Consider the following 24730-nt stretch of genomic DNA (forward strand, 5'->3'; position numbering starts at 1 on the left):
CCGGCGCGTTATGCGGCTTGGTCTTGGTTAGATCGGATTACCGCCTGGCGGAGGTCTGTGACTCCCGCGGCATCGAAGATGATCATTGCGGTGGTGAGTTTCGGATTTGTTCCGTTTCGAATCCCTGACAGGGTTGATGGGGCGATCCTGAGGAAACTCGCGAGTTCGAGATCGGTTTTCAGGTTGTGCGCTTCTCGAATTTCGTCGAGAAGCTTTGGGTTAACTTTTGATTTCATTTCAACCTCCTGTTGTGCACTTTGCCTTGCATATCCCATTATGCAACATTATCCCAAAATGCACAATCCGTAGTGAAAAATAGTTATATTCCCAGCTAAATACCTTTCCCATATTGCACAAGCTGTAATTGTTGTGCATAATGGGACACATGAACCACACAACTTGGTACGAGCGCATTACAGGGAATGCCACAGAGCGAGCAGTCTCACTTGCTTCAGGCATAACTACGTCCACGCTCAATCGGCAGCTAGCCAAAGGGGTCCTTTCCCCTGAAAACGTCATCGCAATTTCACGGGCCTACGGCGTCAGCCCAATACAAGGACTCGTCTCGACCGAATACCTCAAGCCTGAAGAGGTCTCTGACATGAGTGAGGAACAAATGGCTGATTCGCTCAGCGACAGGATCCTCATTCAGACCCTCGCAAAGCGTCTTGGTGAAGACCCCGAAGAGCTGATGAATGAAGCTGAAGAGTCACTCACCTCCAACGTTCGACGACTCCCCCAGCCAATAGAGCAATCCGAATCTGAACCAGAACCTGAGCGGTACGTCGCAAAGCGGAAAAAGCCTGAACCCGGAGAGGGAGATGATGACTACGGAGCAGGAGCGTAAGCTCGACACCCTCGCGCGGCGGATTGGCGTCCGCATCATGCCCGACATCCGAAATGAACTGCACCCCGAAGACCTCGGGGGTTGGTTCCCACAATCAAGAAGGGTGCTCTACCGGACAGGTCTTTCATGGGCGGAAACCATCTGCGCCGTCGCCCATGAACTTGGTCATGCAATCTATGGAGACACCCACACGGATGACCACCTCCGCGATAGCCGGCAAGAGCTGCGAGCGGACCGATGGGCAGTGGAAGCCCTAATCAGTCAAGAGGCCTATGCGCGCGCCGAACGACTCGTGGGTTCGCACCCCGGCGCGCTCGCAATCGAATTGGGTGTGACAGTTGAATACGTCAATCTGTGGCGTCAGATTTATGAGAAGGTCAAAGTCTTATAGTTGACGTGGGGTTACCCCCATTTAATTATTTCTATGAAATCTCGGTGCAGCAGAGAACCTAATCAGTGATAATGAATCGAATATTCAACGCTTGTTAATGCCGAAAGTAGAGATTCATGTACACGATTTTCGATTTACCTCCAGTTTTTGACCCTGCAGTTTTCTCTGAAATGCTTCTCCATAACGCAGGTGTCCTCTCCGCTGGAATTGGAGCATTTGTAGGGTTGGTTTATTTTCTTCCTGCCGCTGCCGTGGGATCGATGATGAGCAGCATGGGGCTTTACTGATCTTGAGCGACAAGAGGGGGAAAGAATTTCTTTCTCCCTCTTTTTTGATGGCCTTTTACAAGTAAAAGACATGAAGAAGAGATACCCCCATTTGTCTCTTTCTGTGAAATTAGTGTGCAGCACAGTGGCTAGTTGGAGATAATCATTGAAATACACAATGATCAGAAAGACTTCTCATGCCCTTAGCTCGCAAAGACCAAAATCCATTATTGCCCGAATCTTCTGTAGATCAGAAGCCAATTGATCGAGATCGGCTCTGGTTTGCAAACCTTGTCTCGAGCATGTTCATGGTTGCATCAATCGTGGGAGTCTTGATTGGCCTTCTAGCGCTCTTTACTGGAGGAGGCTTTATCATTTTGGCTTCTAGCTTTTCCTTATTGTTGTTTTCTCTGATTCCTTGGACTCTTTCTGTCATTGGACAACAACAACAACAAGATCACTTCGAAGAGATGGAACGACGCTTCCCTCCGAGCAATGATCATACGGTTTAGGTCTAGATAATCGTGAAAAATATCAAGAGCATTTGCTCTCTCATTCTTAGCGCAACGCTCCTTGCCGGTTGCTCAACCACTAAAGAACCTTCCGCCGAGGAACTGCAAACTGTCAAGGAATCCGTCAAGGAGGCCTGCTTCGATGCAGTCCAAGATGAAGTTGATGCAAACACGAACAATGCAAGTGGCAGCTGGGCTCCCTACGAAGAATGGACAGTCTCTGAACGCGAATCCAGCGACAATGTTTCCACTTATGCGGTCGACTCTTCCTTCACACCTCTGAATGGACGTCCGCTAACCTTCTCATGCCTCGTCGATGTAGACTCCGCCGACAACTCGGTGAAGGTCCAGAACAAGGTAGTCTCCAGAGTCATTGGAGCTCCGACCTCTACAACCACAACCACATCAGCTAATGAGCCACTTGATTTCATCGTCAATGGAACATCACTGGTCGGCGTAGACATTCTTCCCGGTACATACAGGTACGACGGCAGCGCAGACTCATGCTACTGGGCACGGCTTTCAGGATTCAGCGGCACCACCGAAGACATCATCGCAAATGGTAATCCAAGTGGACAAGCATTTGTCACCATTGAAGCAACCGATAAAGCCTTCCAATCAAACAGGTGTGGCTTGTGGACGCTCGTCGAATCTGACTCCTCAGAGCCTGCAAGCAATAGTGCAGCACCTGCTGTGGAATCCGTAGAAGCCCCTGCTGCTGTGGCAGTGATCCCCACCACCTCAAGCCAATACGTTCCACCCGCTCCACGAACTACAACGACAACCCAAACACCCGTCATCGGCATAACTGGCGCACCAGGAACCGAACCAATCCGCGAACTCGACAAAACAATCGCCTCCTGTGGCGACCCGACCCAGCACCAGGCTGGAACAACATTCTTCACCGATGGAACATCCGGATGGACTGAATTCTGCAGCGATCAAATGCTGATATCGCTCTATTAAACCCTGCTGCAAGAAAGAGGGGGATTGGGTAACTGCCCAATCCCCCCTTTCTTTAGTTTCCAAGTAATTTTTGAGAGTCATCTCAGACTGTCTACTATTGCCCACATTTGAGCGCCTATGGAACATACTCACGCTAAAGTAACTTAGAAAAGCTACTACCCATGCAGCAATGAAAGGACATCAAGATGGAAACAAACATGATGATCTTGAGAACTCCAGACCATGTCTTCATTGGCGATGAAGTCGAGATCGCCACCCAGATCCTTGACCACATGTCATTGCCACTCACGCCTGATCGCCTCCAACATCTTGCAGTAGCCATGCTGGGATGCACATTTGATGAGACACATTTCGAGAACTAGGAAAGGACCGCAATGTCTACCGGAACAAGTAATGACTATTGGGCAAAAAGAAACCTTCCATCGACGTTCAAACATGAGCTTCTTCGGGTCTACCTTCCAGTTTTCATGGCCCGACTCAGTTCTGTCAGCGAAGTTGCATACATCGATGGATTTGCCGGTGCTGGACGATATGAAGATGGTTCTCCCGGATCTGCAGAAATGTCAATCAAATTTGCGAGTGACTTAGCAAAAAGTCGCGGTAGGAAGTTTCACCTCCACTATCGAGAAAAAGATGCAGACTCCTTTGAAAAACTCACTTCTGTACTGGCAGAAAATACACACCCGAACTTAGTCATAGATGCTAGACGTGGAGATATCTCGATAGACCTGGGTGGAATTCTGGAAAACCACCGCTCGCACCCACTTCTAGCTTTCCTTGACCCCTGCGGGTTTGGTGTTCCTTATGAATTATTAGTCAAGACGATGAATCGTGATGCATACAACAAACCAACTGAGCTTTTGCTGAACTTTAGTCATGAAGCGTTTCGACGAAGCGCTGGCGCAAAAGAAGGCCAGGCAGCTGCAGCTGCTACGCATAAAAGAATTACGGATGCGGTAGGTGGTGACTGGTGGAAAAGTTTATTTAAAGAGCATAAGGAAGGCGATGATTTTGGTGAGGTTATCGCAAGAGAATTCGCAAAGCGCTTGGTGTCAGATACCAAAGCCTCAGTTTGCATTATTCCAGTGAAGAGAAGTCCAACAACGAAAACCATTTACAGCCTTGTCCACGTAACACGTTCGGGCGCCGCAGCTTTTCGAATGTACGACGCGGTTTCTCGAGCTCATGAGAAATGGTGGATGACTTTTGAATCTATGGAAGAACCGGAAGACAATTACGCATTATTTGAAGCTCCTCGCCAATTTGATATGAACGAGCACATCAAAAATACAAAGCCTCAACTAAAAGAGAACATTATTCATTTATTACATGAAGGCAAGCCTTTCGAAGTCAGTGCTGTTGCTCCCTCCATTTTGGGTTCGAATCTCGGTTCCATTCCGGATAAAGCCATTAGACAAGCATTAGTAGAACTAGAAAAGGAGGGAATCATAACGATTGAATATCGAAAAAAGAAAGTCGAATACTGGCAAATCCAACAAACTATGCATTCCTAGAGACCGGGTACTGATCCCAAAGCACACCATCGAGTTCACGGCCAAGCGCCTTGGCATTGCGTCCACCCCATTGCTTAAAGAAGAATGCGACGCCTTGATCATTGCAGGCGTCACGGATCACACGCGCCCACTCCACATCCATAGGACGGTAACGAGGACCGGACTCACCGCCAGCGATAACCCAATCAATGCCGGTGAGATCAATGCCTTCCAAAGACCCCAGCAGAGGCTCACACGATAAAAAGCGAACCTTTGCAGGGATTCTTCGAAGGTGATCAACGCGGTTAACAACTTTCATGTCTTCCACAGAGACACCCATCCAAAGATTGTTCGGCCAATCCAGCTGGTCTGCTAATCGAGCAGCTCGAAGACTACGTTTCGTAAGAACTTGGAAAATGTGTTGTGGATTCTCACGAATAACGTCGAAAACTGACCTAATAAACTCGACGGGCACCTTGGCGTGAAAGAGGTCAGACATTGAGTTTACAAATACAGTCCGAGGTTGCTTCCAACGATATGGTTCGTTGAGCGTACCTGGGTGAAGAGCGACACCGAATCCAGGACCAGATGTCCGTGGATCACCATCAGATTGATATTTTTCAACACCCATTGCTTTCAGCCGCTTGGACATAGTCAGGGCGTAACAATTATCGCAGCCTGCAGAAACCCTGTCACAACCTGTAACGGGATTCCATGTGACTTCTGTCCACTCGATTCTTGACTTCTTTGCCATTACTGTCTCCTTGTTAATCTATACGATAGTCGCACATCTGTGCGTTTGTATGCTTTTACTGTTCGTTACATAGCTTTCTTAGATTCCTTGGCGGCATTTTCTTTCCTCCTCTTGTCGAGATCGCCGACGCCTTTAGGCTTTCCCGCAAGCGCAGAATTCACCTGCCCCAGAATCTCGTTCCGCTTCGCTTCCGTGGAACGCATATAAATCTCGGTAATGGTCTTCAAATCCACTTGCCCAAGGATCTCACCAATAGCCGGCGGCACCATGCCCAACTCTGCCAGCGTCGTAATCAGCCAGACCCGCCCATAATGTGGCGTGATCTTCACGTCCTCAAACCCGGCGCGCTTTTTTGCGCGGGTGAGGATTGATCGGTAGCTGGTGTCGAGGATGAGGTGGCCGTGTGCTGTGAGGAAGAGGTGTGCTGTGTCGTGTGGTGGGGTGAAGTGTTCGAGGTGGTAGCGGAGATCGGCGTGGAAGTGGGGGAAGATTGGGACGGTGCGGTGGCCGGCGGTGGTTTTGGTTGTGTCTTTGAGGGACATTCCTTCGCCTGGTCTACGGAAGGCGTTTCCGTGGATTTGGATTGCGATGGTGTTTCCGGTGTCGATGATGTGTTCTCTGCGTAGTGCGAGGACTTCGCCAATGCGCATGCCGTGGAAGAAGGTGAGGATTGCTATGAGTTTGTGGCGGCCCTCGACGCGGGGGATGGTGTGGTCGAGTTGGTCGATGATGGCTTGCATGACGTCGCCTTCAGGGAGTTGTTTGCGTTTGGGTTTTGGTTTTGTTTTGGCGTCGGGGACGGATACGACATTGCCGGGGATCATGTCGCGGTCTACTGCTGCTTGGATTGCTGTTTTTAGACGGGTGTAGGCGTTGCGGTTATATGGTGCGCTGTCGAATTGTTCGTTGATGTTGTCCCACCATGTTGCGACATCTCGGCGCGTTAGTTTCAGGAGTTGGATGTCGCGGAGTCTGGCGGCTTTGCCTGTGACTTTGAGGATTCGGGAGTCGAGGGTGCGCTGATAGTCGTCGAGGGTTGATTGTGCGAGAGGGTTGGTGCCGCGGGAGCGGAGGTCGAGCCATTCGAGGATCCAGGTGCCGACGGTGCGTTCGAGGTCTTCGCGTCGGTTAAGGCGGGTGGCTGGTGGGGTCCATTCGTTGAACTCGATGAGTTTTTGTTCGTCGCGGATCCAGGAGAGTGCGTCGCCTTCGTCGAACCAAGTGTGTGGTCCTTTGTGTGGTCTGCCGTCGGGTCCTGTGTAGCGTGCTCGCCATTTGCCGGATGGGAGTTGGTCGACGGTGCCGAAGCTGCGTTTCTTCCGTGCCATTTTCGGCGGCTCTCCTCGTGACTTTTTGTGACTAATACGTGACTGATCTAGGTGTCATGACTAAAAAATGACTAACGAGCGCAGCGCAATATTGCTAACTACCCGCTACTGCACACTATCACTAATTGCAGGTCAGAGGGCAAAAAGAAAGAAGCCCCACACCAGAGGGTGTGGGGCTTCTTTTATCTCGTGGAGCTGCCGGGAATTGAACCCGGGTCCTACGGTGTCTCGCCAGGGCTTCTCCGTGCGCAGTTCGCAATCAGATCTCTGCTCGGCCCTCCGGCTAGTACGAACACTTCCGGATGATGGGCCCAGTCTGCGGTAAAAGTCCCATTCAACCCCGCGGACGCGATTGAATAGCAAGTCCCTTAGTCGATGCCAGGATCTAGGTCAGGGACTTCCCTAGGCTGACAGACACGCGGTCGCTGGATTATGCAGCGAGGGCGTAGTCGCGCTGAGACTTCTCGGCGCTTATTAGTTTGCTGCGACGCTCACGGTGGTCTCCAGCCTTCACCGGCACGCTTCCCCTGGCTAAATCAACGTAGTCGAAACCATGTCAGCCCCGTTGATCATCTTGTGGTGGGCTCGTGCGAGTTCCACAAGAAGATTTTACTTTAGCGCAGATTAACCGCAACATGCAAGCGTCGAAAAGCGCTTTTCGACTCCGCCCTAGGCGTTGATGCCTTTAATACGACGCCCAAGCTCCCGGGTGACCTCGCGTTCTTCGGTTCGGCGCTTGATGTCTTGGCGCTTGTCGTAGTCCTGCTTACCTTGCGCGAGCCCCAGCTCGAGCTTGACTCGACCGTTCTTGAGGTAGAGCTTCAGCGGGATCAGGGTGCGGTTGCCGTCACGGACCTTGCCCATGAGGGAATCAATTTCCTTGCGGTGCAGCAGCAACTTGCGGGTGCGCTTGGGCGTGTGGTTGGTCCAGGACCCCATCGAATACTGCGGAATGTGCAGGTGCTGGAGCCAAATTTCGCCATTTTCAATGCTCGCGAAGGAATCAACGAGGGAAACCTTGCCCTCGCGCAGCGATTTAATTTCGGTGCCGAGCAGCACCACGCCCGCCTCCCAGGTATCAATGATCTGGTAGTCATGGCGGGCCTTGCGATTTGTCGCGAGAACTGCGTTGTTTTCGTCGACTTTCTTATTATTCTTGGCCATAGTCTCTTCAGTCTACGGCAGGTGTTGCTATTTACGAACGTAGAACCTCAAAGTGAGCTGCGCGATCACTCCCGCAATCACCACACCAAAGGCCGAAATTGCCGGCGCGATGAGCCAAATATCATTGGTGGTCACCGGCGCAATAAGCTGCGATTCATATAGACCCCTGAGGGCCTTATCGATAACCAGCTCCTTACCCAGGAACAATCCGACCGTAGCGAACACCGCACCAATAAGCGTTGCGATGATCGCTTCCAGCACAAATGGACCCTGCGTATAGAACCGCGATGCGCCGACTATACGCATAATCTCCGTTTCCTCGCGACGGTTATAAGCCGCAATCTGCACCATATTTGCGATGAGGAAAATTGAGGCCAAAAGCTGAACCGCAGCAATCAAGAAAGTGGCATTCCTAATGGAATCGAGATTGTCGGTAGCTCCCCTAAGGTCATCTACCTGATCAATCACATTGGTCACCTGTGGCAAATCGCGCACAGGATCGAGGATCTCCACAGCTAGTGGATCCTCGAGGCGCACATGGAAAGCAGCGGGCAATGCATCGGGAGAAGTTTCCTGCACCAATACCGGATCGGTGTTTTGGAAAACCTCAACGAAGTGCTCATAAGAAGCTTCGCGGGAACGATAAGTAATGGAATCGATTCCCTCAATGCCTTCCAAGGTATCGCGGACCTCCACGCACTCTTCGCTGGTACACTCAGGATCATTAGCGGAGGTGTTTTCATCCAGCTGGATCATTACTTCCACGCGATCCAAATAGATGTCTTTGGTGCGCTCTGTCATATTGGTGACCAAAAATCCGGTGGCTAAAAGTGCCAGCGAAATTGAGGTGGTAATAATCAGCGCTACCGTCATGGTGAAGTTGCGACCTAAGCCGCGAAAAGCTTCACGAATTACATATCCTAACGACATGATTCCCCCCTATCGCATTTCGCCGTAGACGCCGTGGGCATCATCGCGAACTAATTTGCCCAGCTGCAATTCAATAACGCGACGGCGCATATCATCCACGGTGCGAGCATTGTGTGTGGACATAACGATCGTGGTTCCCAAGCGATTAATGCGATTGAGCAAAATCATAATGTCATCAGAGGTATCTGGGTCCAGGTTTCCGGTTGGCTCATCCGCAAGGAGCACCAAGGGCCTATTCACAAAGGCGCGGGCGATGGCTACACGCTGCTGCTCGCCGCCTGAAAGTTCATTGGGCATGCGATTAGCTTTGCCCGCAAGGCCGACCATCTCCAGGGTTTCGGGAACAAGCTGCTCGATCTTGTCCTTCTTCTTACCGATTACTTCCAGCGCAAATGCCACATTGTCATAGACATTCTTATTTTTGAGCAGGCGGAAATCCTGGAAGACATAGCCAATGCGTTGCCTCAGCTTATTGACCTGAGCACCGCGCAGCTTATTTACCTGAAAGTCCGCGAGGGTGAGATTCCCGGAACTGACATTCTCCTCCCGTGTTAGTAGGCGCAGGAAGGTTGATTTACCCGATCCCGATGGCCCAATGAGGAAGACAAACTCGCCTTTTTCAATATGTAATGAAACATTGTCCAATGCCGGGCGGGTTGATGTCTTGTAGTTCTTGGAGACATTCTCGAAGGTGATCACGGCTCACACTCTATCGAAACTGTTGTGACTAGAGAAACGGAAGTGACTATTTTGCCTAAACATTCTCAGCTAAAACACGGGTAAATCCATTATTAACAGCAAGCCGTTTTAAGCGCCCCTATTGCCAAAATGAGCTTTAGTGTTAGACTGCCCCCATTAAAGCCTTAGAAGGCAATCTAGAGCCCTATGAAATTAGGGCAGATGGCAATTTTATTCACGGCTTGTCCCTGAGGCTACAAGAATTGCCCCAAAGACACGCTTCTTGTAGATTCTGGCACAGATCAGGGTCGATTTTTGTGCCAGAACCTACAAGGTAGAACATGTGGAGCAATTTCTTGTAGAATCTGGCACACTTTCGCCACTCCGGGCCGACGTCGGGCCGACTCGGGGTCGCTCCCCGTCCACTCCCGAGCTAAAACTGGACCAAAACTAAGCCAATCCCCTGCCATTCCCGGCCACTCCCGAGCCGAACTCAGGCCGAACTCAGGTCACAGGGGCAAAATCTCAAAGCCCCACCTAAAGCTCCACCTGAAAAGCAGCCAAAACTAGCTCTCGCTGTTTTGCTCGGCCATGCGCCAGCGAATTCCCGCTTCGAGGAAGCCGTCGATATCGCCGTCGAGCACCTTCTGTGGATCGTTCACCTCGAAGTTGGTGCGCAGATCCTTCACCATTTGATAAGGGTGCAAAACATAGGACCGCATCTGATTTCCCCAGGAAGCATTGCCGCCGGCACCGAGGGCATCCATCTCAGCTCGCTCTTCTTGACGCTTGCGCTCGAGCAGTTTCGCCTGGAGAACTCGCATCGCAGAGGCCTTGTTTTGGATCTGCGATTTCTCATTTTGGCAGGTCACAACGATGCCGGTGGGAATGTGAGTAAGGCGAACGGCGGAGTCAGTGGTGTTCACGGACTGTCCGCCAGGGCCTGAGGAGCGGTAAACATCCACGCGGATCTCGTTATCGGGGATCTCAATGGAGTCAGTTTTTTCTACCACCGGCAGCACCTCTACCTCGGCAAATGAGGTTTGGCGGCGGCCTTGGTTATCAAAGGGGCTGATGCGCACGAGTCGGTGTGCGCCCTGTTCCACGGAAAGCTGGCCGTACATATAGTCGCCATGGATAACAAAGGTGGCGGATTTGATGCCAGCTTCTTCGGCATAGGAGATGTCATAAACATCGACCTTGTGGCCATTCTTTTCGGCCCAGCGGGTGTACATGCGCATGAGCATTTCGGCCCAGTCGGCAGCGTCAACGCCACCTGCGCCGGAGCGGATGTTAATAACGGCTTCGCGGGCGTCGTATTCGCCGGAAAGCATGGTCTTTACTTCCAGAGCCTCAATGGCAGCGCGCAGGTCCCCGAGTTCTTCATCAGCTACGGAGGTATCGCCGTCTTCTTCCTCGGCGAGTTCGTACATGATGGGGAGATCTTCCACGCGCTGGCGCAGCTCGGTAATTTTGCGCAGCTCAGCTTGTACATGGGAGAGCTCAGAGGTGACCTGCTGGGCGTGGTCGGGGTCGTCCCAGAGTGAAGGATCTGCTGCCTGGGCTTCTAGTTCTCGAACTCGGTCGGACATTTCTTCCGGGTTCAGTACCTTCTCAATGGTCGTGAGGGTGCTATCAAGCTCAGAAAGTGCTGCAGAAATTTCGGGACGCATGTTTGCATATGTTACCTGTTCACCGCTGCAAGCTAAGAACTCCGCCCTGTTCGGCACGCTGAGCTTAAGGGATGCACAATAGTAGGTATGAATAATCCCGAGCAGACTCATCCAGCCACCAGCTTAGATGACATGATCAAGACCATCACCAAAACTTTCGTTATTGCGCATGAGCAAGACAGTGATGAACATTTGGCCCAAGCTTTGGTTTATAACGCCGGTCGCCTCGCGTGGCGCATGCGTGAAAATGGTGTCGCAACTGATTTCAAGACCTCCATTTCCGATGTTGTCACCGATGCTGACCGCGCCGCCGAGTCTTTTGTGGCCGGGGCTTTGGAAGCGCTGCGACCTGAGGATGGTGTGATCGGTGAGGAAGGCGCCAACCGGCCGTCGAAAAGCGGTCGTTTTTGGGTCATCGACCCAGTCGATGGCACCTATAATTTCACCCGCGGCTCCGATTATTGGTGCTCCGCGCTGGCGCTTGTGGAGGGTGAGCCGGCACAGCCGGAGCGCCTGCTTTTTGGGGCGGTACACCGCCCTGCCATGGGTTATACGTGGTTTGGTGGCCCGGGTATCCGGACCACGCGCGACGGTCAGGAGCTCAAGATGCTTGTCGACGAACCCCTGAGCGCTATTTCGCTTGCCACTTATATTCACCCCACCCGTTTGGCTGATGAGCAGATTCATGAGGTGTGGCGCAGCGTCGTCACCAAGCCTGCCACGATCAGAATGTTTGGTGCGGGCTCTGTGGATTTGGCCGGAATTGCTGAAGGCAGTGTCGGCGCTTGGGTGCAGCACAGCGTGGCCGATTGGGATTGGCTGCCCGGCCGCGCGCTGATTGAAGGTGTGGGTGGCGCCTGCGTGAAGGTTGAAGCGGGCGGTGTCACCTGGTGTGTTGCAGGAAACGCCGAGGCCGTCGCTGAGATTTCCGATACCCTAAGCGCACTAGACTAGGACATCATGAGTAACTACGCCGATGACCTAGCCCTTGCCCTGGAATTAGCTGAACTTGCCGATTCCCTCACCCTCGACCGCTTTGAGGCCACTGACCTGGAGGTTTCCTCCAAGCCTGATATGACTCCCGTAAGCGATGCCGATCTTGCGACCGAAGAAGCACTGCGGGAAAAGCTCAGCACCGCCCGTCCTGCTGATGCCATTTTGGGTGAAGAATTTGGCGGCGATGTAGAGCTTAGCGGCCGCCAGTGGATTATCGATCCCATCGATGGCACCAAAAACTTCGTGCGCGGAGTCCCAGTCTGGGCTACTTTGATCGCACTGTTGGATAATGGTCGACCAGTCGCAGGTGTTGTCTCTGCTCCGGCTTTGGCTCGTCGCTGGTGGGCTGCCGAGGGCGCAGGTGCCTGGCGTACCTTCAATGGCGCTTCCCCACGCAAGCTACAGGTTTCTTCCGTATCCAAGTTGGAAGATGCCTCCATCTCTTTTTCTTCCCTCTCTGGTTGGGAAGAGCGCAAGCTGCGCGAACAATTTGTGGAGTTAAGCGATGACGTCTGGCGCCTGCGCGGCTTTGGCGATTTCTTCTCCTACTGCCTCGTTGCCGAAGGTGCCGTGGATATCGCCGCGGAACCAGAGGTCAGCCTGTGGGATCTAGCACCTCTATCAATTTTGGTCACTGAGGCCGGCGGTCGCTTCACCTCCCTTGCAGGTGTTGACGGCCCACATGGTGGCGATGCGATCGCTACCAATGGTCTGCTGCACCAAGAGGTTTTGGACCGCTTTAAGCAGTCCTAAGCTCGTGGCTATAGCCCGGCAATAAAAGAGGACCTCGCTGGCCAATTCGGCAGCGAGGTCCTCTCTTCTTTAAAGGTCTAGCCAGCAGTTGGCTGGAAACCGCGACCTGGACCATTGAGGGTATCCAGATCGCCAAGAACCTGGTCCATATTTACGGACAGCGATGGCATAAAGAGTGGTCCCTGCAAAGGCGTGGTGCAGGAGAGATCATAGTTTGGAATCACGCCGCCGGAGACAATGCCCACCAGGCGGTTCTCCACAAATACTGGAGCTCCGGAATCGCCACGGCCAGCACATAACTGGGACATGGACAGGCGTTCATCGGCAGACCAAACAACTCCGCAGGTCAAGCCGGTAGCCACGCCACTCTTGCACACCTGTTGACCAGGAGCAACTCCCCCGCCGACAGAGTTGACGGTAATGCCATTATAAGAATTGGTCAGCTGTGCATTAGAGCCGAACTCAATCACGGAATAATCCGCATTCGGTGCGTTATAAACAACGGTTCCGGAATCGCCCACCCAATAGGAATCTGCAGAACGCACGGCATCGCCCGCCTGACCACAGTGACCTGCAGTAATGCCAATTTTGCGACCATCAGCATCAGTTCCGGTAACAGCGAGGGTGCACATCGCAGTGCCATCAAGGTAAATCGGAGTGCCTGGTCCGTAGAGGGATTGGCCTTCTTGTTCCGCGACCTGTGATTCAACTGGAACTGACGGCGCATTAAACCAGGAACCGGGGACGCGGTGCACAACATCACCAAGAGTTGCAGCCATTACCTGAGCCTGAACATCATTGCGGACCACATAGTTCGGGAGCGCCTGCTGCACTGCTGGCGCAGAATCCGAGATTGACTGCATGGCCGCAGCGTCAGCAGGAGGCGCCAAGGGCTGCTCCACAACCTGGCCTGCGGGAGTCTCGGTTATTCCATAAGGAGCAAGTGCCGCGTCGATGGAAGCATTAGTGGTTTCATCAAAGTTTTCCGCAGCGCTACGGTCCAGAGTGACCCCAAATTGTGAAAGTTGCGCATTTGCCTGATCCACCACGGCCGTTGTATCCACCCAGTCGGCTGCGTGCGCTGCCGGCGCGGTCAAACTCACTCCAGCAAGCAGAATTGACGCGGAAAAGATGGCACGGCGTGAGACCGGGAGTCGCATAAGGATCTTTAGTTCACTTTCATAACATGAAACGGGCAATAATCTACATAGTGCCATGTCCCACATCACTTTGAAGCGAAGATTTCATAAGTGTGACCTAGTTGACCCCAGAACCGCACAAGCACTAACCAGATACCACCCATGAGCTGCGGGTTTAAGGGTAAAAACCAGGTTTTCAGGGGTATTTGGGGGTGCTTTTCGACGAACCCCTCCCGCGCGTCGGCGTCAGCATGCAAAAAATCCTCTTCAACCGAAGTTGAAGAGGATTTTTGATTAGTAGCGGGAGCAGGATTTGAACCTACGACCTCTGGGTTATGAGCCCAGCGAGCTACCGAGCTGCTCCATCCCGCGACGCAATGACTTAAGTGTCATTTAATCTCTGCCATAAGTGGAAATTGCTTTCACGCTCTGTGGCAACGTGTTAAAACTATACAGAGCGCTAGGCAATACATCAAATCTACTGGTCAGAGACCTTCTCAAGGGTATTAATCCAGGCCTGATGGACTCTGGAATCACCAGACTCCTCCGGATGGAATGAAAGCGCCAGGACATTTCCCTGCATTGCCCCCACTACTGCTCCATTGTTGAGACGAGCGATTGGGGTAACTCCCTCACCGCAGGAAATAACCTCGGGTGCGCGGATAAAAGAGGCCTGCACTTTTTCCAGCACACCTGTTGGCAGCGTGACATCTAGTGCCGTATCAAAGGAATCTTTTTGGCTGCCGAAGGCATTTCGGTGCACTGTAATATCTAGAACTCCCAAGGTCTGCTGCCCCGGTGCAGGATTGTCCACGGTTTTAGCGGTGTAGATGAGGCCAGCGCAGGTCGCGAGGACGGGTAGCCCCGCTGCGATGCGTTGTCTCAAGGGCTCGGCAAGATCGAGGGCTCGCGCGAGCTTATCCATTACTGAAGATTCCCCACCAGGCAAGATGATGCCATCAATACCTTCAAGATCTCGGGCTAGGCGCACTTTACGTCCGCTTACCCCCAGTTCTTCAAGCATCTGCAGGTGTTCATCAACTCCACCTTGGAGTGCCAGCACTCCGATAATCACCAGCCGCGCTCCGCCAAACGGTGAGGAGCAGGAACATCGGAAACGTTGATGCCAACCATGGCTTCGCCGAGACCGCGGGAAACTTCGGCGAGCGCAGCGGGGTCGTCGTAAAGCGTTGCGGCCTTGACAATCGCGGCGGCGCGGGCGGCTGGGTTGCCGGATTTGAAGATGCCGGAGCCGACAAAGACGCCTTCGGCGCCCATTTGGCGCACGAGTGCGGCATCGGCTGGGGTGGCCACGCCGCCGGCAACGAAGGTGACAACTGGGAGTTTGCCGGTCTGCGCTACCTCGCGGACCAGGTCAAATGGTGCTTGCAGTTCCTTAGCGGCAACGTAGAGCTCATCCTCGTCGAGGGTGCGCAGGCGGTTGATATCGCCGCGAATGGTGCGCAGGTGGCGCACGGCCTCGGAGACGTCGCCGGTACCAGCCTCGCCCTTGGAGCGGATCATTGCGGCACCTTCGGTGATGCGGCGCAGTGCCTCGCCGAGGTTGGTGGCACCGCAGACGAAAGGAACCTGGAAGTTCCACTTGTTGATGTGGTGGGTGTAGTCGGCAGGGCTGAGCACCTCAGACTCGTCAATGAAGTCAACGCCGAGGGATTCCAGGATCTGAGCTTCAACGAAGTGGCCGATGCGTGCTTTCGCCATCACGGGGATGGACACGGCGTTGATGATGCCTTCGATGAGGTCTGGATCGCTCATACGAGCCACGCCGCCTTGAGAACGGATATCGGCAGGGACTCGCTCAAGTGCCATGACGGCAGTGGCGCCGGCGTCCTCAGCGATGCGAGCTTGCTCAGGGGTGACCACATCCATGATCACACCGCCCTTGAGCATATCGGCGAGTCCGCGCTTCACGCGGGTGGTGGCGGTTGCCTGGTTATTGTCTTGAATATGTTCAGTCATGGCAATTATCCAACTCCCCAAAGTGGTCTAGGAATAGATCCACATTCGACTAGTTGCATTAGACCACTTTTGGGTGCAGGCTAAACCCATGCGCTCTGACCTCGTATCCACCTTGCCTTTGGTCCTCAATCCGGCCTCCACGACACCCATTCCAGCACAGCTCACAGCCCAAATCCGCAATCTGCTGGCCAAGGGAATTCTCAGCCCCGGCGACCCCGTGCCCAGCACTCGTGCATTGGCTAACCGTTTGGGGGTATCACGGGGGAGCGTGGTGACCGCCTATGACCAACTAGCGGCCGAAGGATACCTCAGCAGCACCCATGGTTCCGGCACGATTATTAATCCCAATCTGCACCAATTAAAGCCCTTGGAAGCAGAGAAAACGCATCGCAAAACTCCGACTCCCGCTCCCCCGCTACTCAATCTCGATCCCGGTATTCCCGATACGGCGACTCTGGCGGATTCCGCATGGCGAGCTGCGTGGCGCACCGCCTGTGCCAATCCCCCGCAGAATATTCCCGATGCTGGCTTGGCGGATTTGCGAAGCGAAATCGCAGAGCACTTAAGGCGCATGCGCGGACTCGTCTGCGATCCCGATCGCATTATCGTTACCGCCGGTGCTCGCGAGGGTTTGACTCTGCTGCTGCGGACGTTCGCGCAGGCCACGATCGGTGTGGAAGCGCCGGGCTATCCTAGTTTGCGCCGTATCCCTGAGACCTTGGGACACCACCTCCGCGATCTCCCAACCGATTCCAATGGTCTTATGGTCTCGGATCTGCCCACCGATCTCGATGCACTCCTGCTCACCCCCAGCCACCAATACCCCTATGGCGGATCGCTGCCAGCTGCCCGACGCACCGCCTTGGTCAACTGGGCTGAGAACAGCGATACCTTGCTCATTGAAGACGACTTCGATTCCGAGCTGCGTTATGTCGGCATGCCACTGCCTCCGCTCACCGCGCTAGCCCCCGATCGCACGGTGCTGCTCGGTACTTTTTCCTCGGTTATTACTCCGCAGATCGCTTGCGGTTATCTCCTCCTGCCCACGCCGCTTGCCCACCAGTTGGCGCAGCTGCGTGGGATCCTCGGCCAGCCAGTCGGCGCGATCACCCAGGCCGCGCTTGCCACTTACCTGGCCTCAGGTGCTTTACGACGTCGCACCCAGCGCCTCAGAAGGGTCTATCGCCGCAGGCGCAGCATCGTTAATGAGCGCCTCAGCGCATTGCCCGGCGCACAATTGCGCCCAATTGATGGTGGCCTGCACGCCGTTTTGATCACCGCAACACCCGCAGAGGTGGTCGTCGAGAAGCTAGCGATGCGTGGTCTCCAGGTGACTGCGCTTTCGCAATATTGGGGCGGTGCGGGTGCAGAGAATGGGATTGTATTTGGGTTTGGTTCCCATGATGATGACACACTCGATTGGGTGCTCGCTGAGATTGCCGATGCGATTAGCGCATAAAAAGCACTCCAGGAGAACCTGGAGTGCTTTTCTCAACTGTTTAAGGAGTTGACTGGTAGCTTTCGACTGCCTGGTCAAGGGCGTCGAGGGCGCGACCATACTCCTCGAAGGAACCGTCCTTTGCTGCCTCAAGATTGCTCAGTGCATCATTGATCGCAGCGATTCCTTCTGCCTGGCTAGCAGCAGGAGTGGCCGGAGTGTCCGCAGCAGGTTCTGCTGGGGTGGCCTCTGGCTCTACCACATTGCCATCCACTTCGACGATGTCCTGGGCGGCGGCGGGATCAATACCCACCTGAGACAACGCCTCTGCGATAGTCGGTGCGTAACCAACCTGGCCCTTGTAGAAGACCAACATGCGCAGCAGCTTCGGGAAGGCCGAGGCTTGATCCTTACGCTGCGAGTAAATCGGCTCAACGTAGAGGATCTCTCCCCCGCCGACAGGCAAGGTCAGCAGATTACCGTTGTGCAGATCATTGGATCCGCGCCACAGGGTTTGGTCCTGCGCCACTTGGTCAGAAGACATCATGGCGTCCTGGGCCTGCTTTGGTCCCTGGGTAGTGGAATCTGTTGGCAGGACACGCACGGTGATCTGTCCATAGGTTTCTGGATCCGAAGATGCAGACATGTGGGCAGAGAGGTACTCGCGCTGAAGGCCGCGGAAAGGAGTGATCAGCTGGAAGCTGGACTCGCCGGTCTCTGGATCAGCAGCGACAACATAATAAGGGGGCTGCTTGAGTTCCTGCAGGCCTTCAGCTGCGGTTGGATCGCTAGGCACAGACCAGAAAGCATCGTTGGTGAAGAAGGTGCCGGAATCATCAACGTGGTACTTGGCCAGCATGTCGCGCTGTACCTTGAAGAGGTCTTCTGGGTAGCGCAGGTGAGCACGCAGCTCATCGGAGATTTCAGATTCCGGCTTAACGGAATCTGGGAACACTCCGCGCCACGCCTTCAGTACTGGATCCTCAGTATCAAACTCATAGAGCTCAACGCTGCCGTCATAGGCATCAACAACGGCCTTGACCGAGTTGCGGATATATCCCACCTGATCGGTAATCAGCTGCTGCTGGGTGCCGTCGGGAGTGATCGTATCCTGGGTGGCCTCGGTCAAAGAGGAACGAGTGGAATAAGGCAGGCTATCCAAGGTGGTGTAGCCATCAACAATCCACTTGATGCGACCATCAATAACGGTTGGGTAGGTCTTGGAGTCAGTGGTCAGCCAAGGCGCAACCTTTTCCACACGCGCACGTGGATCGCGCTCGAAGAGGATCTTGGAATCTGCGCCCACGCGATCGGAGAGCAGCATATTCATTTCCTGGTAGCGCAGCGCAAAAGCGGCACGGTTTACCAGGTTGCCAATGCCCACTCCGCCTTCACCTTCATAGGTGTAGCTGGAGGTATCGGTGTCATATTCCACTGGGCCATCGCCGGTATCGCCAACGATGGCATAGTCAGCGCCATCGGCTGCCGAGGCAATGAGTGGCCCATAGTAAACGCGAGGTTGGTCTACCTTGATGCCTAGTTCTTCAGCATCTTCGCTTTCCGCAGCGCGGGCATTGGACTGCAGATCGGAAACGGTATAGACCGGGTAACCACCACGGGTTGATCCGACATCGCGGGCAACCTCATCAACCTGGTTGGCCTGGGCCGCAATGAAGCCATTGCCGTGGGTATAAACAGTGTGGCGGTTGATCCAGTCCTGCTGGTTTTGCTGGAGGGAGTTTGGATCAAGCTCACGGGCAGCCACCACAAAGTCGCGCAATTCGCCATCAACTTCAAAGCGGTCCATGGCCAATTGGTCAGGGAAGCCGTAGAAGTTACGTAGCTGTTGCTGCTGGGTGAAGGTCGGAGACAGTATCTGTGGATCCAGCAAACGAATATTGGAAATGGTTGCAGAGTCTGCAGCGACTTCCGCATTCGTGGTTTCGCCAGCGCCCCAGTTTTCCTCGTAGGTGACATCCTCATCGGTAATGCCATAGGCAAAACGGGTGGATTCAATATTGCGGGAAATGTACTCGGATTCTTTTTCCGCACGGTTTGGCTGCACGGAGAATCGTTCCAGCATCAAAGGCCAGACGGCACCGATGACCACGGAGCTTAAAACCATCAACACCACAGCTAGTCCTGGGATCCGAAGATCACGCAGGAAAATCGTAGAGAAGAAGGCAAAGGCCACAAATAGTGCAATGACCATGAGGATGATCTTTGCTGGCAATTGAGCATTGATATCGGTGTAACCGGCACCGGTGAAGGTGGAGTTTTCCTGAGTCAGCAGATCATAACGATCCAACCAATAGGAGGCGACCTGTAAAAGCATCCAAATACCAGCAGTGATTGCCAGCTGTGCGCGAGCACCGCGGGAAACATAAGACTTTTGGCCAGTCATCTGGTTACCAGCGCGGATACCACCCAGGAGGTAGTGGCCCACCAAGGCGATAACAAATGCGATGATGAGCAGCAGAGAGAAGGACTCCACTACCAGGCGAATCATTGGCAGGTCGAAGGCATAGAAGCCATAGTCCTTGCCAAATTGCTGATCTTCAATGCCAAATGGCTGGCGGTTGAGCCACAGCTGCACGGTGCGCCAGGCACGTTGGCCCACCAAACCTGCCAAAAGTCCCACAAAAATCGGAACGAATACCAAGATGCGTCGCAGGCTATTTTCGATCATCTGGCGGTACTGATAGACCGGAGAATCACGATCAAAGGCTGCTATTTCATCGGGACGGAGTTTGATGGCAAAGTAACCAGCAAGCCATGTGACAAAACCGGCAATAAGCGCAAAAATTACAAACAGCACGATGCGAGTAACAAGCACCTTGCTAAAGACACCGCGGAAGTCTACTTCACCAAACCAAAGCCAGTCGGTATAAAAACCGACACTCATTGGGGTAATGAGGATGATTAGCGCAATAATGCCAAAGATCCACGTCACCGCCTTTGGAGGTCTCTTGATCGGTTGGGGCGGAGGTGTAAGACCAGTCGACAAGACAATATCCTTATGTATACGTGATTCTGCTTTTCCCCCCTACTCTACGGTTTAATCACCAATAAAGACCAACAAGTATTCTCCACAAAGGAAAAAATCAATGAATAATGCCATTTACTCTCCACAAGCCCTGAACAAAGCCATGTTGGAGGCTGTGGACTTTATCCATGCCGAAGGTTGGGATGCCGGCCCTACCCTTTTCGCACTTGTCCCCACTGAAATGCTCTTGGATACTCTTGACAGTGAATCGGAAGAATCCCCGCTCACCCTAGTGGTTCAGGACAATCTTCCTGACAACCTGCTGCCCGGCTCCGAGGCTTTGGGCGACTATATTTCCCGCCTGGCCTGGCCTCAGGAAATCGCCGGTGCCATTTTGGCGCAGGAAATAATGTTCACCGACATCTCGGAACCCGGATCTGAAGCTCGTCCCGCACGCCTATTTTCTGGGGTACTGCGGGGGGAGGCTGAATTGACCCTTTTGCAGCTGCGCCCAACGGAAGAAGAATTGGAAGCACGCGGTCCTTTTGCCGAAGATGAGATCGAGCTTCGCGGCGGACCTGGTGTTGCTCCTGGTGTTATTGCCGCGCTGCGCTATACCTTGGAAGCTGATCCAGAAGAGTTTTAGATCTGACAATCTGGCAGACTTGACTAAGATCGATTTAGTTAAGCCCCGCGTCTTTATAGCTAGGAGTTCACACTGTGGCGTCCAATCCGCATAAGCAGGCCCGCGTTGCACTGGGATTTGTGGCGCTTATTCCACTTTTAGCTGCATGCACCAGTGGCGGTGAAAACACCGGGGAAAGTTCCAGCCAGACGCCGACGACCTCCAGCATCTCGTCGACAAGCCCAGGTAGCAGAACCTTAACGGAAACCGCAAGCACTGAGGCTTCGTCGACAAGCGCTGCGGGTATGAAAAAGGACATTCAGAAGGTGTACGAGGTTTTTTCCTCGGTGGCGCCGGAGGAACTTTTTGCGCAATTTGATACCTGCGATCCTTCCGGTGTGGAGGATTCCTATGCGTGTTCCGGTTCTGAAGTGGGGCAATTTCAGTTTTTTGATAATGCCTCCAAGGCCACCAGCACCACCCAGCTGCTGACTGAGCTGCGCAGTTCGCGGGTGGTTGAGGATACCGGTTCGAAGGTGGTTGGTTGGACCACGATTGGCACCATGTCGATTATTACCGTGGTTGATAATGACAAGGGCCTGGTTCTGCAGCAGATGGTCTCCTCGGACAAAATTGATCCCGAAGAGCGCATCTATGAGCTCGGATTGGCGGAGGAGCCAGCCTCTGAGGCCACCGAGTCCGCCTCAACTTCTGCTGCGACCTCAGCTGCAGCCTCAGAGTCCGCCGAGCCGAGCACCACGGCTAAAAATTAGCTGCCGCAGGTTTCATAATCTCCACCTTGGGCAAAAGCCTCCATCTGAGTGATGGCATTGTCCAAGGTTGTGACCTCCAAAATGGTCATATCCTCCGGTTTTGCACTCATCGCCTCTGCGCAGTTGTCGGCCGGCGCCAAAAATACCTCCGCGCCCGCCTCCTCAGCAGCGCGCACCTTATGCGCAATGCCACCGATTGAGCCCACCGTGCCATCTTCAGAGATAGTGCCAGTACCGGCCACAAATTTGCCACCATTAAGCCGCCCCTCAGAGAGCTTGTCGACGACTGCCAGCGAGAACATCATACCTGCACTCGGACCTCCGACATCTTCCAAGTTGTAATCAACGTTGATGCCATTGGCAGGAACCGAGGTCATAGAGATTCCTAAAAGCGCTACTGATGAATCATCGGGATGCTCGCCCAGAGTGATGCTCTCTTCCGCCTCTGCACCATTGCGCTCATAGCGGATCGTCACAGTATCGCCAGGAGCCTTGGACCGCACGATCGTTTGTGCCTCGCCGGGGGTCTTAATCTCGGTGCCATCGATGCTTAATAGATAATCGCCCACCTCAAAGTGGTCGGAAGCAGCACTATCGGCTACCACTTCTGCGACCTCAACCTTGACGGGCATCTTGAGATAATTCATCGCAGCGATGGTGGCATTGGCCTCTGAAGAAATAAAGGCAGTGCGGTTGGACTGCTGTACTTCTTCAGCGCTTTGTCCGGCTGGGAAGATCTGCTCAATAGGCACGAGAGTGTCATCGGTAAAAAGCCAGCGCGACAAGGCTTGGGAAAGAGTCATCCCGGAGCGTACCGACACGGTGGTCATATTGAGATTTCCACTGACCTCATCAAGATCGGCGCCCTCAATAGACACCACATCTTCGCCCTCAACTTCTCCAAGAGTGTTAAAGGTTGGCCCGGGGCCTTCAGCAGCATAAGGCACGCTCAGGTTGATATCGGTGCCTGGAATATGGTCAATGCTTACCAGAGAGGCCAGAGCCACTAAAGGGATTGCACCCCACGTCAGGGTTTTCAGTCGGCGGTTCACGAATATCCACCCTACAACCTGTGTTCGCTAACAGCGTTGTTTAGATCATGGCATTGACAAATAGGCGCCTTGTAGATTGGTAGGTATGAATTCCAATGGCTTCGGTTTCTCTTTCGGAAACAACGACGACGATGACAACGACAGGAACCGTAACAACAACGATCCTTTCGGCTTCTTCGGCGGCAATATGGGAGCAGGTGGATTAGGCGATATCCTCAACCAGTTTGGCCAAATGCTCTCCGGCATGGGCGACTCTATGAACTCACCTGATGCCTCCGGCCCCGTTAATTATGACCTCGCAGCACGCATTGCCCGCCAGCAAATCGGAAACGTAGCTGCCATTAAGAAATCCGATCAAGAAGCAGTGGAAGAATCCCTGCGCCTAGCGGAACTATGGCTTGATGATTCCACCGAGCTTCCCACTTCCGGCCACCGCGTTATTGCCTGGAATGCCGAAGATTGGCTTTCCAATACACTGCCAGTTTGGAAGCGCTTGGTCACCCCAGTTGCCGAGCAAATGAATAAGGCACAATTAGAAAACCTCCCTGAGGAAGCCCGCGAGATGATGGGCCCGATGTCTCAGATGATGAACTCCATGTCATCAATGAACTTCGGCATGCAGCTGGGCAACGCTTTGGGCGATCTAGCCAAGCAGACTCTCAGTGGCTCTGACTTCGGACTCCCCGTCTCCCCTGCCGGCGTTTCTGCGATTTTGCCAATCAACCTGGCTGAGGCATCCAAGGGACTTGATATCGCACCGCAGGAAATGCTGGTTTATGTTTGCGCCCGCGAAGCTGCCCGCCAGCGCCTGTTTAAGCATGTGCCTTGGCTAGTTGAGCGTCTAGTCTCCTCCGTTGAGGAATACGCTGCCGGTCTAGAAATTGATACCTCCCATATCCAAGAAGCAATGGGCAGCTTCCAAATGGATAATCCAGATCCTGAGCGCCTGCAGGAAATGATGAATGAGCTCCAGGGCATGGATCTTTCCCCACGCATTGGTTCCCGCAATGCCAATGCCGTTGCTCGTTTGGAAACCCTGTTGGCTTTGGTCGAAGGCTGGGTTGATCTTGTTGTCACCCAGGCCATAGGCGATCGTATTCCTAGCACCGAGGCCATGAATGAAGCGTGGCGTCGCCGTCGCGCCACTGGCGGAAATGCCGAGCAGGCCTTCGCTAAGGTTGTTGGCATTGAGCTCGGCGCACCTAAGGTCGCAGAGGCGGCAGAGCTGTGGCGTCGTGTGGAAAACGCCGTAGGTGTTAAGCGCCGCGATGCAATCTGGGATCACCCCGACTTCCTGCCCACCGCAGAAGATGTGGAAAAGCCAGCTGAGTTTATCGATAGCTTGCTCGGAGAATCCGATGCCGAGTCCTTCGACCCCATCGCGGAAATCACCGCTTTGGAAAAGCTGCTCGCTGAGGAAGCCGAAAAGAAAGACGGCGAGCCCGGCACCCCTGGCGAGCCCGGCGAAGGCGAAACCCCAGATTCAAAGGAGTAATCAGCCCCAGCGCTGCAACGCTTCCAAATAGCCCTTGGCCCGCTCGGCCAAGGGCGTTTTATTTGCCCACTCCCAAAACTCCGGCCCGTGGCCGGAGATAAACGTATGCGTTAACTCATGCACCAGCACCGAATCGAGCACATAATCCGGCACCTCGCGCAGCCGATCGGAAATACGAATCTCGGCAGTGGAGATGGTGCATGATCCCCAACGAGTATTTTGATTGCTCACCCAACGCACGCTTTTAACAGTGGCTTTGCCCTCCAGTACCGCGGCGTTGAGTCGATGTGCCCGCGCCATGAGATCGGCATCGCTTGAGACGGACGATCGCGTTTTTCGCTTCAGCTTTGCCACGATCTCGGCAACGGCTTTTTCTTCCTCCGCTTTGGACATCCGCGCCGGGATGCGGACTTGGATTCGACCATCAACAATTTTCGCCTGCACAGTTCGGGTGCGTCGGGCTGATCGAATAACCTCAATTTCCTGCATGA

The 24730-nt window shown here is 53.7% G+C and carries 26 protein-coding genes, 1 tRNA gene and 1 other RNA gene; 13 read left to right on the forward strand and 15 right to left on the reverse strand.

All coding sequences use genetic code 11. The features are described from left to right. Positions 1–8: 8 nt before the first annotated feature. Positions 9–236: a helix-turn-helix domain-containing protein gene (locus SFC07_RS11175; RefSeq protein ID WP_411208336.1), complete on the reverse strand. Its 228-nt coding sequence runs from the start codon at positions 234–236 to the stop codon at positions 9–11. Between the two features lie 149 nt (positions 237–385). Between SFC07_RS11175 and SFC07_RS11180 the strand changes: the two genes are divergently transcribed. The 7 genes from SFC07_RS11180 (at position 386) to tcmP (ending at position 4496) form a co-directional block, all read left to right on the forward strand. Further along, positions 386–847: a hypothetical protein gene (locus SFC07_RS11180; protein WP_411208337.1), complete on the forward strand. Its 462-nt coding sequence runs from the start codon at positions 386–388 to the stop codon at positions 845–847. Between the two features lie 37 nt (positions 848–884). Continuing rightward, positions 885–1238 (forward strand): ImmA/IrrE family metallo-endopeptidase, encoded by a 354-nt coding sequence (locus SFC07_RS11185; RefSeq protein WP_411208338.1) that lies wholly within the window; start codon positions 885–887, stop codon positions 1236–1238. 116 nt (positions 1239–1354) lie between these two features. Then, complete coding sequence (locus tag SFC07_RS11190) at positions 1355–1525, forward strand: hypothetical protein (protein WP_411208339.1); 171 nt, start codon at positions 1355–1357, stop codon at positions 1523–1525. 176 nt (positions 1526–1701) lie between these two features. Beyond that, a complete protein-coding gene (locus tag SFC07_RS11195; protein WP_411208340.1) occupies positions 1702–2016 on the forward strand; it encodes a hypothetical protein in 315 nt (104 codons plus the stop codon). A gap of 12 nt (positions 2017–2028) precedes the next feature. Next, positions 2029–2982 (forward strand): hypothetical protein, encoded by a 954-nt coding sequence (locus SFC07_RS11200; protein WP_411208341.1) that lies wholly within the window; start codon positions 2029–2031, stop codon positions 2980–2982. A 185-nt stretch (positions 2983–3167) separates the two neighbouring features. After that, positions 3168–3344: a hypothetical protein gene (locus SFC07_RS11205; protein WP_411208342.1), complete on the forward strand. Its 177-nt coding sequence runs from the start codon at positions 3168–3170 to the stop codon at positions 3342–3344. Positions 3345–3356: 12 nt separating this feature from the next. Next, positions 3357–4496 (forward strand): three-Cys-motif partner protein TcmP, encoded by a 1140-nt coding sequence (gene tcmP / locus SFC07_RS11210; protein ID WP_411208343.1) that lies wholly within the window; start codon positions 3357–3359, stop codon positions 4494–4496. Here tcmP and SFC07_RS11215 read toward each other — a convergent pair. The 7 genes from SFC07_RS11215 to prfB all read right to left on the reverse strand — a co-directional run bounded on the left by SFC07_RS11215 (position 4483) and on the right by prfB (position 11002). After that, positions 4483–5229, reverse strand: coding sequence for a DUF5131 family protein (locus SFC07_RS11215; protein WP_411208344.1), 747 nt, complete (start codon positions 5227–5229; stop codon positions 4483–4485). The genes tcmP and SFC07_RS11215 overlap by 14 nt on opposite strands. 65 nt (positions 5230–5294) lie before the next feature. Further along, positions 5295–6557: a tyrosine-type recombinase/integrase gene (locus SFC07_RS11220; protein WP_411208345.1), complete on the reverse strand. Its 1263-nt coding sequence runs from the start codon at positions 6555–6557 to the stop codon at positions 5295–5297. 187 nt (positions 6558–6744) lie between these two features. Continuing rightward, positions 6745–7121: a transfer-messenger RNA gene (ssrA, locus tag SFC07_RS11225) on the reverse strand. Between the two features lie 105 nt (positions 7122–7226). After that, positions 7227–7721, reverse strand: a complete 495-nt coding sequence (smpB, locus tag SFC07_RS11230) for an SsrA-binding protein SmpB (protein ID WP_411208346.1) — start codon at positions 7719–7721, stop codon at positions 7227–7229. A 27-nt stretch (positions 7722–7748) separates the two neighbouring features. Then, positions 7749–8651, reverse strand: coding sequence for a permease-like cell division protein FtsX (gene ftsX, locus SFC07_RS11235; protein WP_411208347.1), 903 nt, complete (start codon positions 8649–8651; stop codon positions 7749–7751). Between the two features lie 9 nt (positions 8652–8660). Beyond that, entirely contained in the window at positions 8661–9350 is a 690-nt protein-coding gene (gene ftsE, locus SFC07_RS11240; protein ID WP_411208348.1) for a cell division ATP-binding protein FtsE, read from the reverse strand. A 545-nt stretch (positions 9351–9895) separates the two neighbouring features. Further along, positions 9896–11002 (reverse strand): peptide chain release factor 2, encoded by a 1107-nt coding sequence (prfB, locus tag SFC07_RS11245; protein WP_411208349.1) that lies wholly within the window; start codon positions 11000–11002, stop codon positions 9896–9898. A 78-nt stretch (positions 11003–11080) separates the two neighbouring features. On the opposite strand from prfB, the gene SFC07_RS11250 reads away from it, so the two are divergent. Both SFC07_RS11250 and hisN read left to right on the forward strand, forming a co-directional pair. Beyond that, on the forward strand, positions 11081–11956 hold the full coding sequence (locus SFC07_RS11250; RefSeq protein WP_411208411.1) for an inositol monophosphatase family protein: 876 nt from the start codon (positions 11081–11083) through the stop codon (positions 11954–11956). A gap of 6 nt (positions 11957–11962) precedes the next feature. Further along, positions 11963–12751, forward strand: a complete 789-nt coding sequence (gene hisN, locus SFC07_RS11255; RefSeq protein WP_411208350.1) for a histidinol-phosphatase — start codon at positions 11963–11965, stop codon at positions 12749–12751. Between the two features lie 77 nt (positions 12752–12828). Here the strand turns inward: hisN and SFC07_RS11260 are convergent, their stop codons facing one another. The 4 genes from SFC07_RS11260 to pdxS form a co-directional block, all read right to left on the reverse strand. Then, positions 12829–13911 carry a S1 family peptidase gene (locus SFC07_RS11260; RefSeq protein ID WP_411208351.1) on the reverse strand — a complete coding sequence of 361 codons (1083 nt, stop codon included), beginning with the start codon at positions 13909–13911 and terminating at the stop codon, positions 12829–12831. A gap of 277 nt (positions 13912–14188) precedes the next feature. After that, positions 14189–14262: transfer RNA gene (locus SFC07_RS11265), tRNA-Met, on the reverse strand. Positions 14263–14368: 106 nt separating this feature from the next. Continuing rightward, on the reverse strand, positions 14369–14965 hold the full coding sequence (gene pdxT / locus SFC07_RS11270; protein WP_411208352.1) for a pyridoxal 5'-phosphate synthase glutaminase subunit PdxT: 597 nt from the start codon (positions 14963–14965) through the stop codon (positions 14369–14371). Beyond that, positions 14962–15870, reverse strand: coding sequence for a pyridoxal 5'-phosphate synthase lyase subunit PdxS (gene pdxS, locus SFC07_RS11275; protein WP_411208353.1), 909 nt, complete (start codon positions 15868–15870; stop codon positions 14962–14964). The genes pdxT and pdxS overlap by 4 nt, the downstream gene beginning before the upstream one ends. Positions 15871–15958: 88 nt before the next feature. Between pdxS and SFC07_RS11280 the strand changes: the two genes are divergently transcribed. Beyond that, entirely contained in the window at positions 15959–17329 is a 1371-nt protein-coding gene (locus SFC07_RS11280; RefSeq protein ID WP_411208354.1) for a PLP-dependent aminotransferase family protein, read from the forward strand. Positions 17330–17369: 40 nt separating this feature from the next. Here the strand turns inward: SFC07_RS11280 and SFC07_RS11285 are convergent, their stop codons facing one another. Further along, positions 17370–20315: a UPF0182 family protein gene (locus tag SFC07_RS11285; RefSeq protein WP_411208356.1), complete on the reverse strand. Its 2946-nt coding sequence runs from the start codon at positions 20313–20315 to the stop codon at positions 17370–17372. 100 nt (positions 20316–20415) lie between these two features. Here SFC07_RS11285 and SFC07_RS11290 point away from each other — a divergent pair, with 100 nt between their 5' ends. Both SFC07_RS11290 and SFC07_RS11295 read left to right on the forward strand, forming a co-directional pair. After that, entirely contained in the window at positions 20416–20940 is a 525-nt protein-coding gene (locus tag SFC07_RS11290) for a PPA1309 family protein (protein ID WP_411208357.1), read from the forward strand. Between the two features lie 74 nt (positions 20941–21014). Next, complete coding sequence (locus SFC07_RS11295) at positions 21015–21692, forward strand: hypothetical protein (RefSeq protein WP_411208359.1); 678 nt, start codon at positions 21015–21017, stop codon at positions 21690–21692. Here SFC07_RS11295 and SFC07_RS11300 read toward each other — a convergent pair. Next, complete coding sequence (locus SFC07_RS11300) at positions 21689–22744, reverse strand: PDZ domain-containing protein (protein WP_411208361.1); 1056 nt, start codon at positions 22742–22744, stop codon at positions 21689–21691. The two genes, SFC07_RS11295 and SFC07_RS11300, sit on opposite strands and share 4 nt — an antisense overlap. A gap of 85 nt (positions 22745–22829) precedes the next feature. Here SFC07_RS11300 and SFC07_RS11305 point away from each other — a divergent pair, with 85 nt between their 5' ends. Next, entirely contained in the window at positions 22830–24239 is a 1410-nt protein-coding gene (locus SFC07_RS11305) for a zinc-dependent metalloprotease (protein WP_411208362.1), read from the forward strand. Here the strand turns inward: SFC07_RS11305 and SFC07_RS11310 are convergent, their stop codons facing one another. Continuing rightward, positions 24240–24728: a SprT-like domain-containing protein gene (locus tag SFC07_RS11310; protein WP_411208363.1), complete on the reverse strand. Its 489-nt coding sequence runs from the start codon at positions 24726–24728 to the stop codon at positions 24240–24242. It abuts the gene before it with no gap. Between the last annotated feature and the right edge of the window lie 2 nt (positions 24729–24730).

The organism is Corynebacterium callunae (assembly GCF_046592015.1).
GTDB classification, from domain to species: Bacteria; Actinomycetota; Actinomycetes; order Mycobacteriales; family Mycobacteriaceae; genus Corynebacterium; species Corynebacterium callunae_A.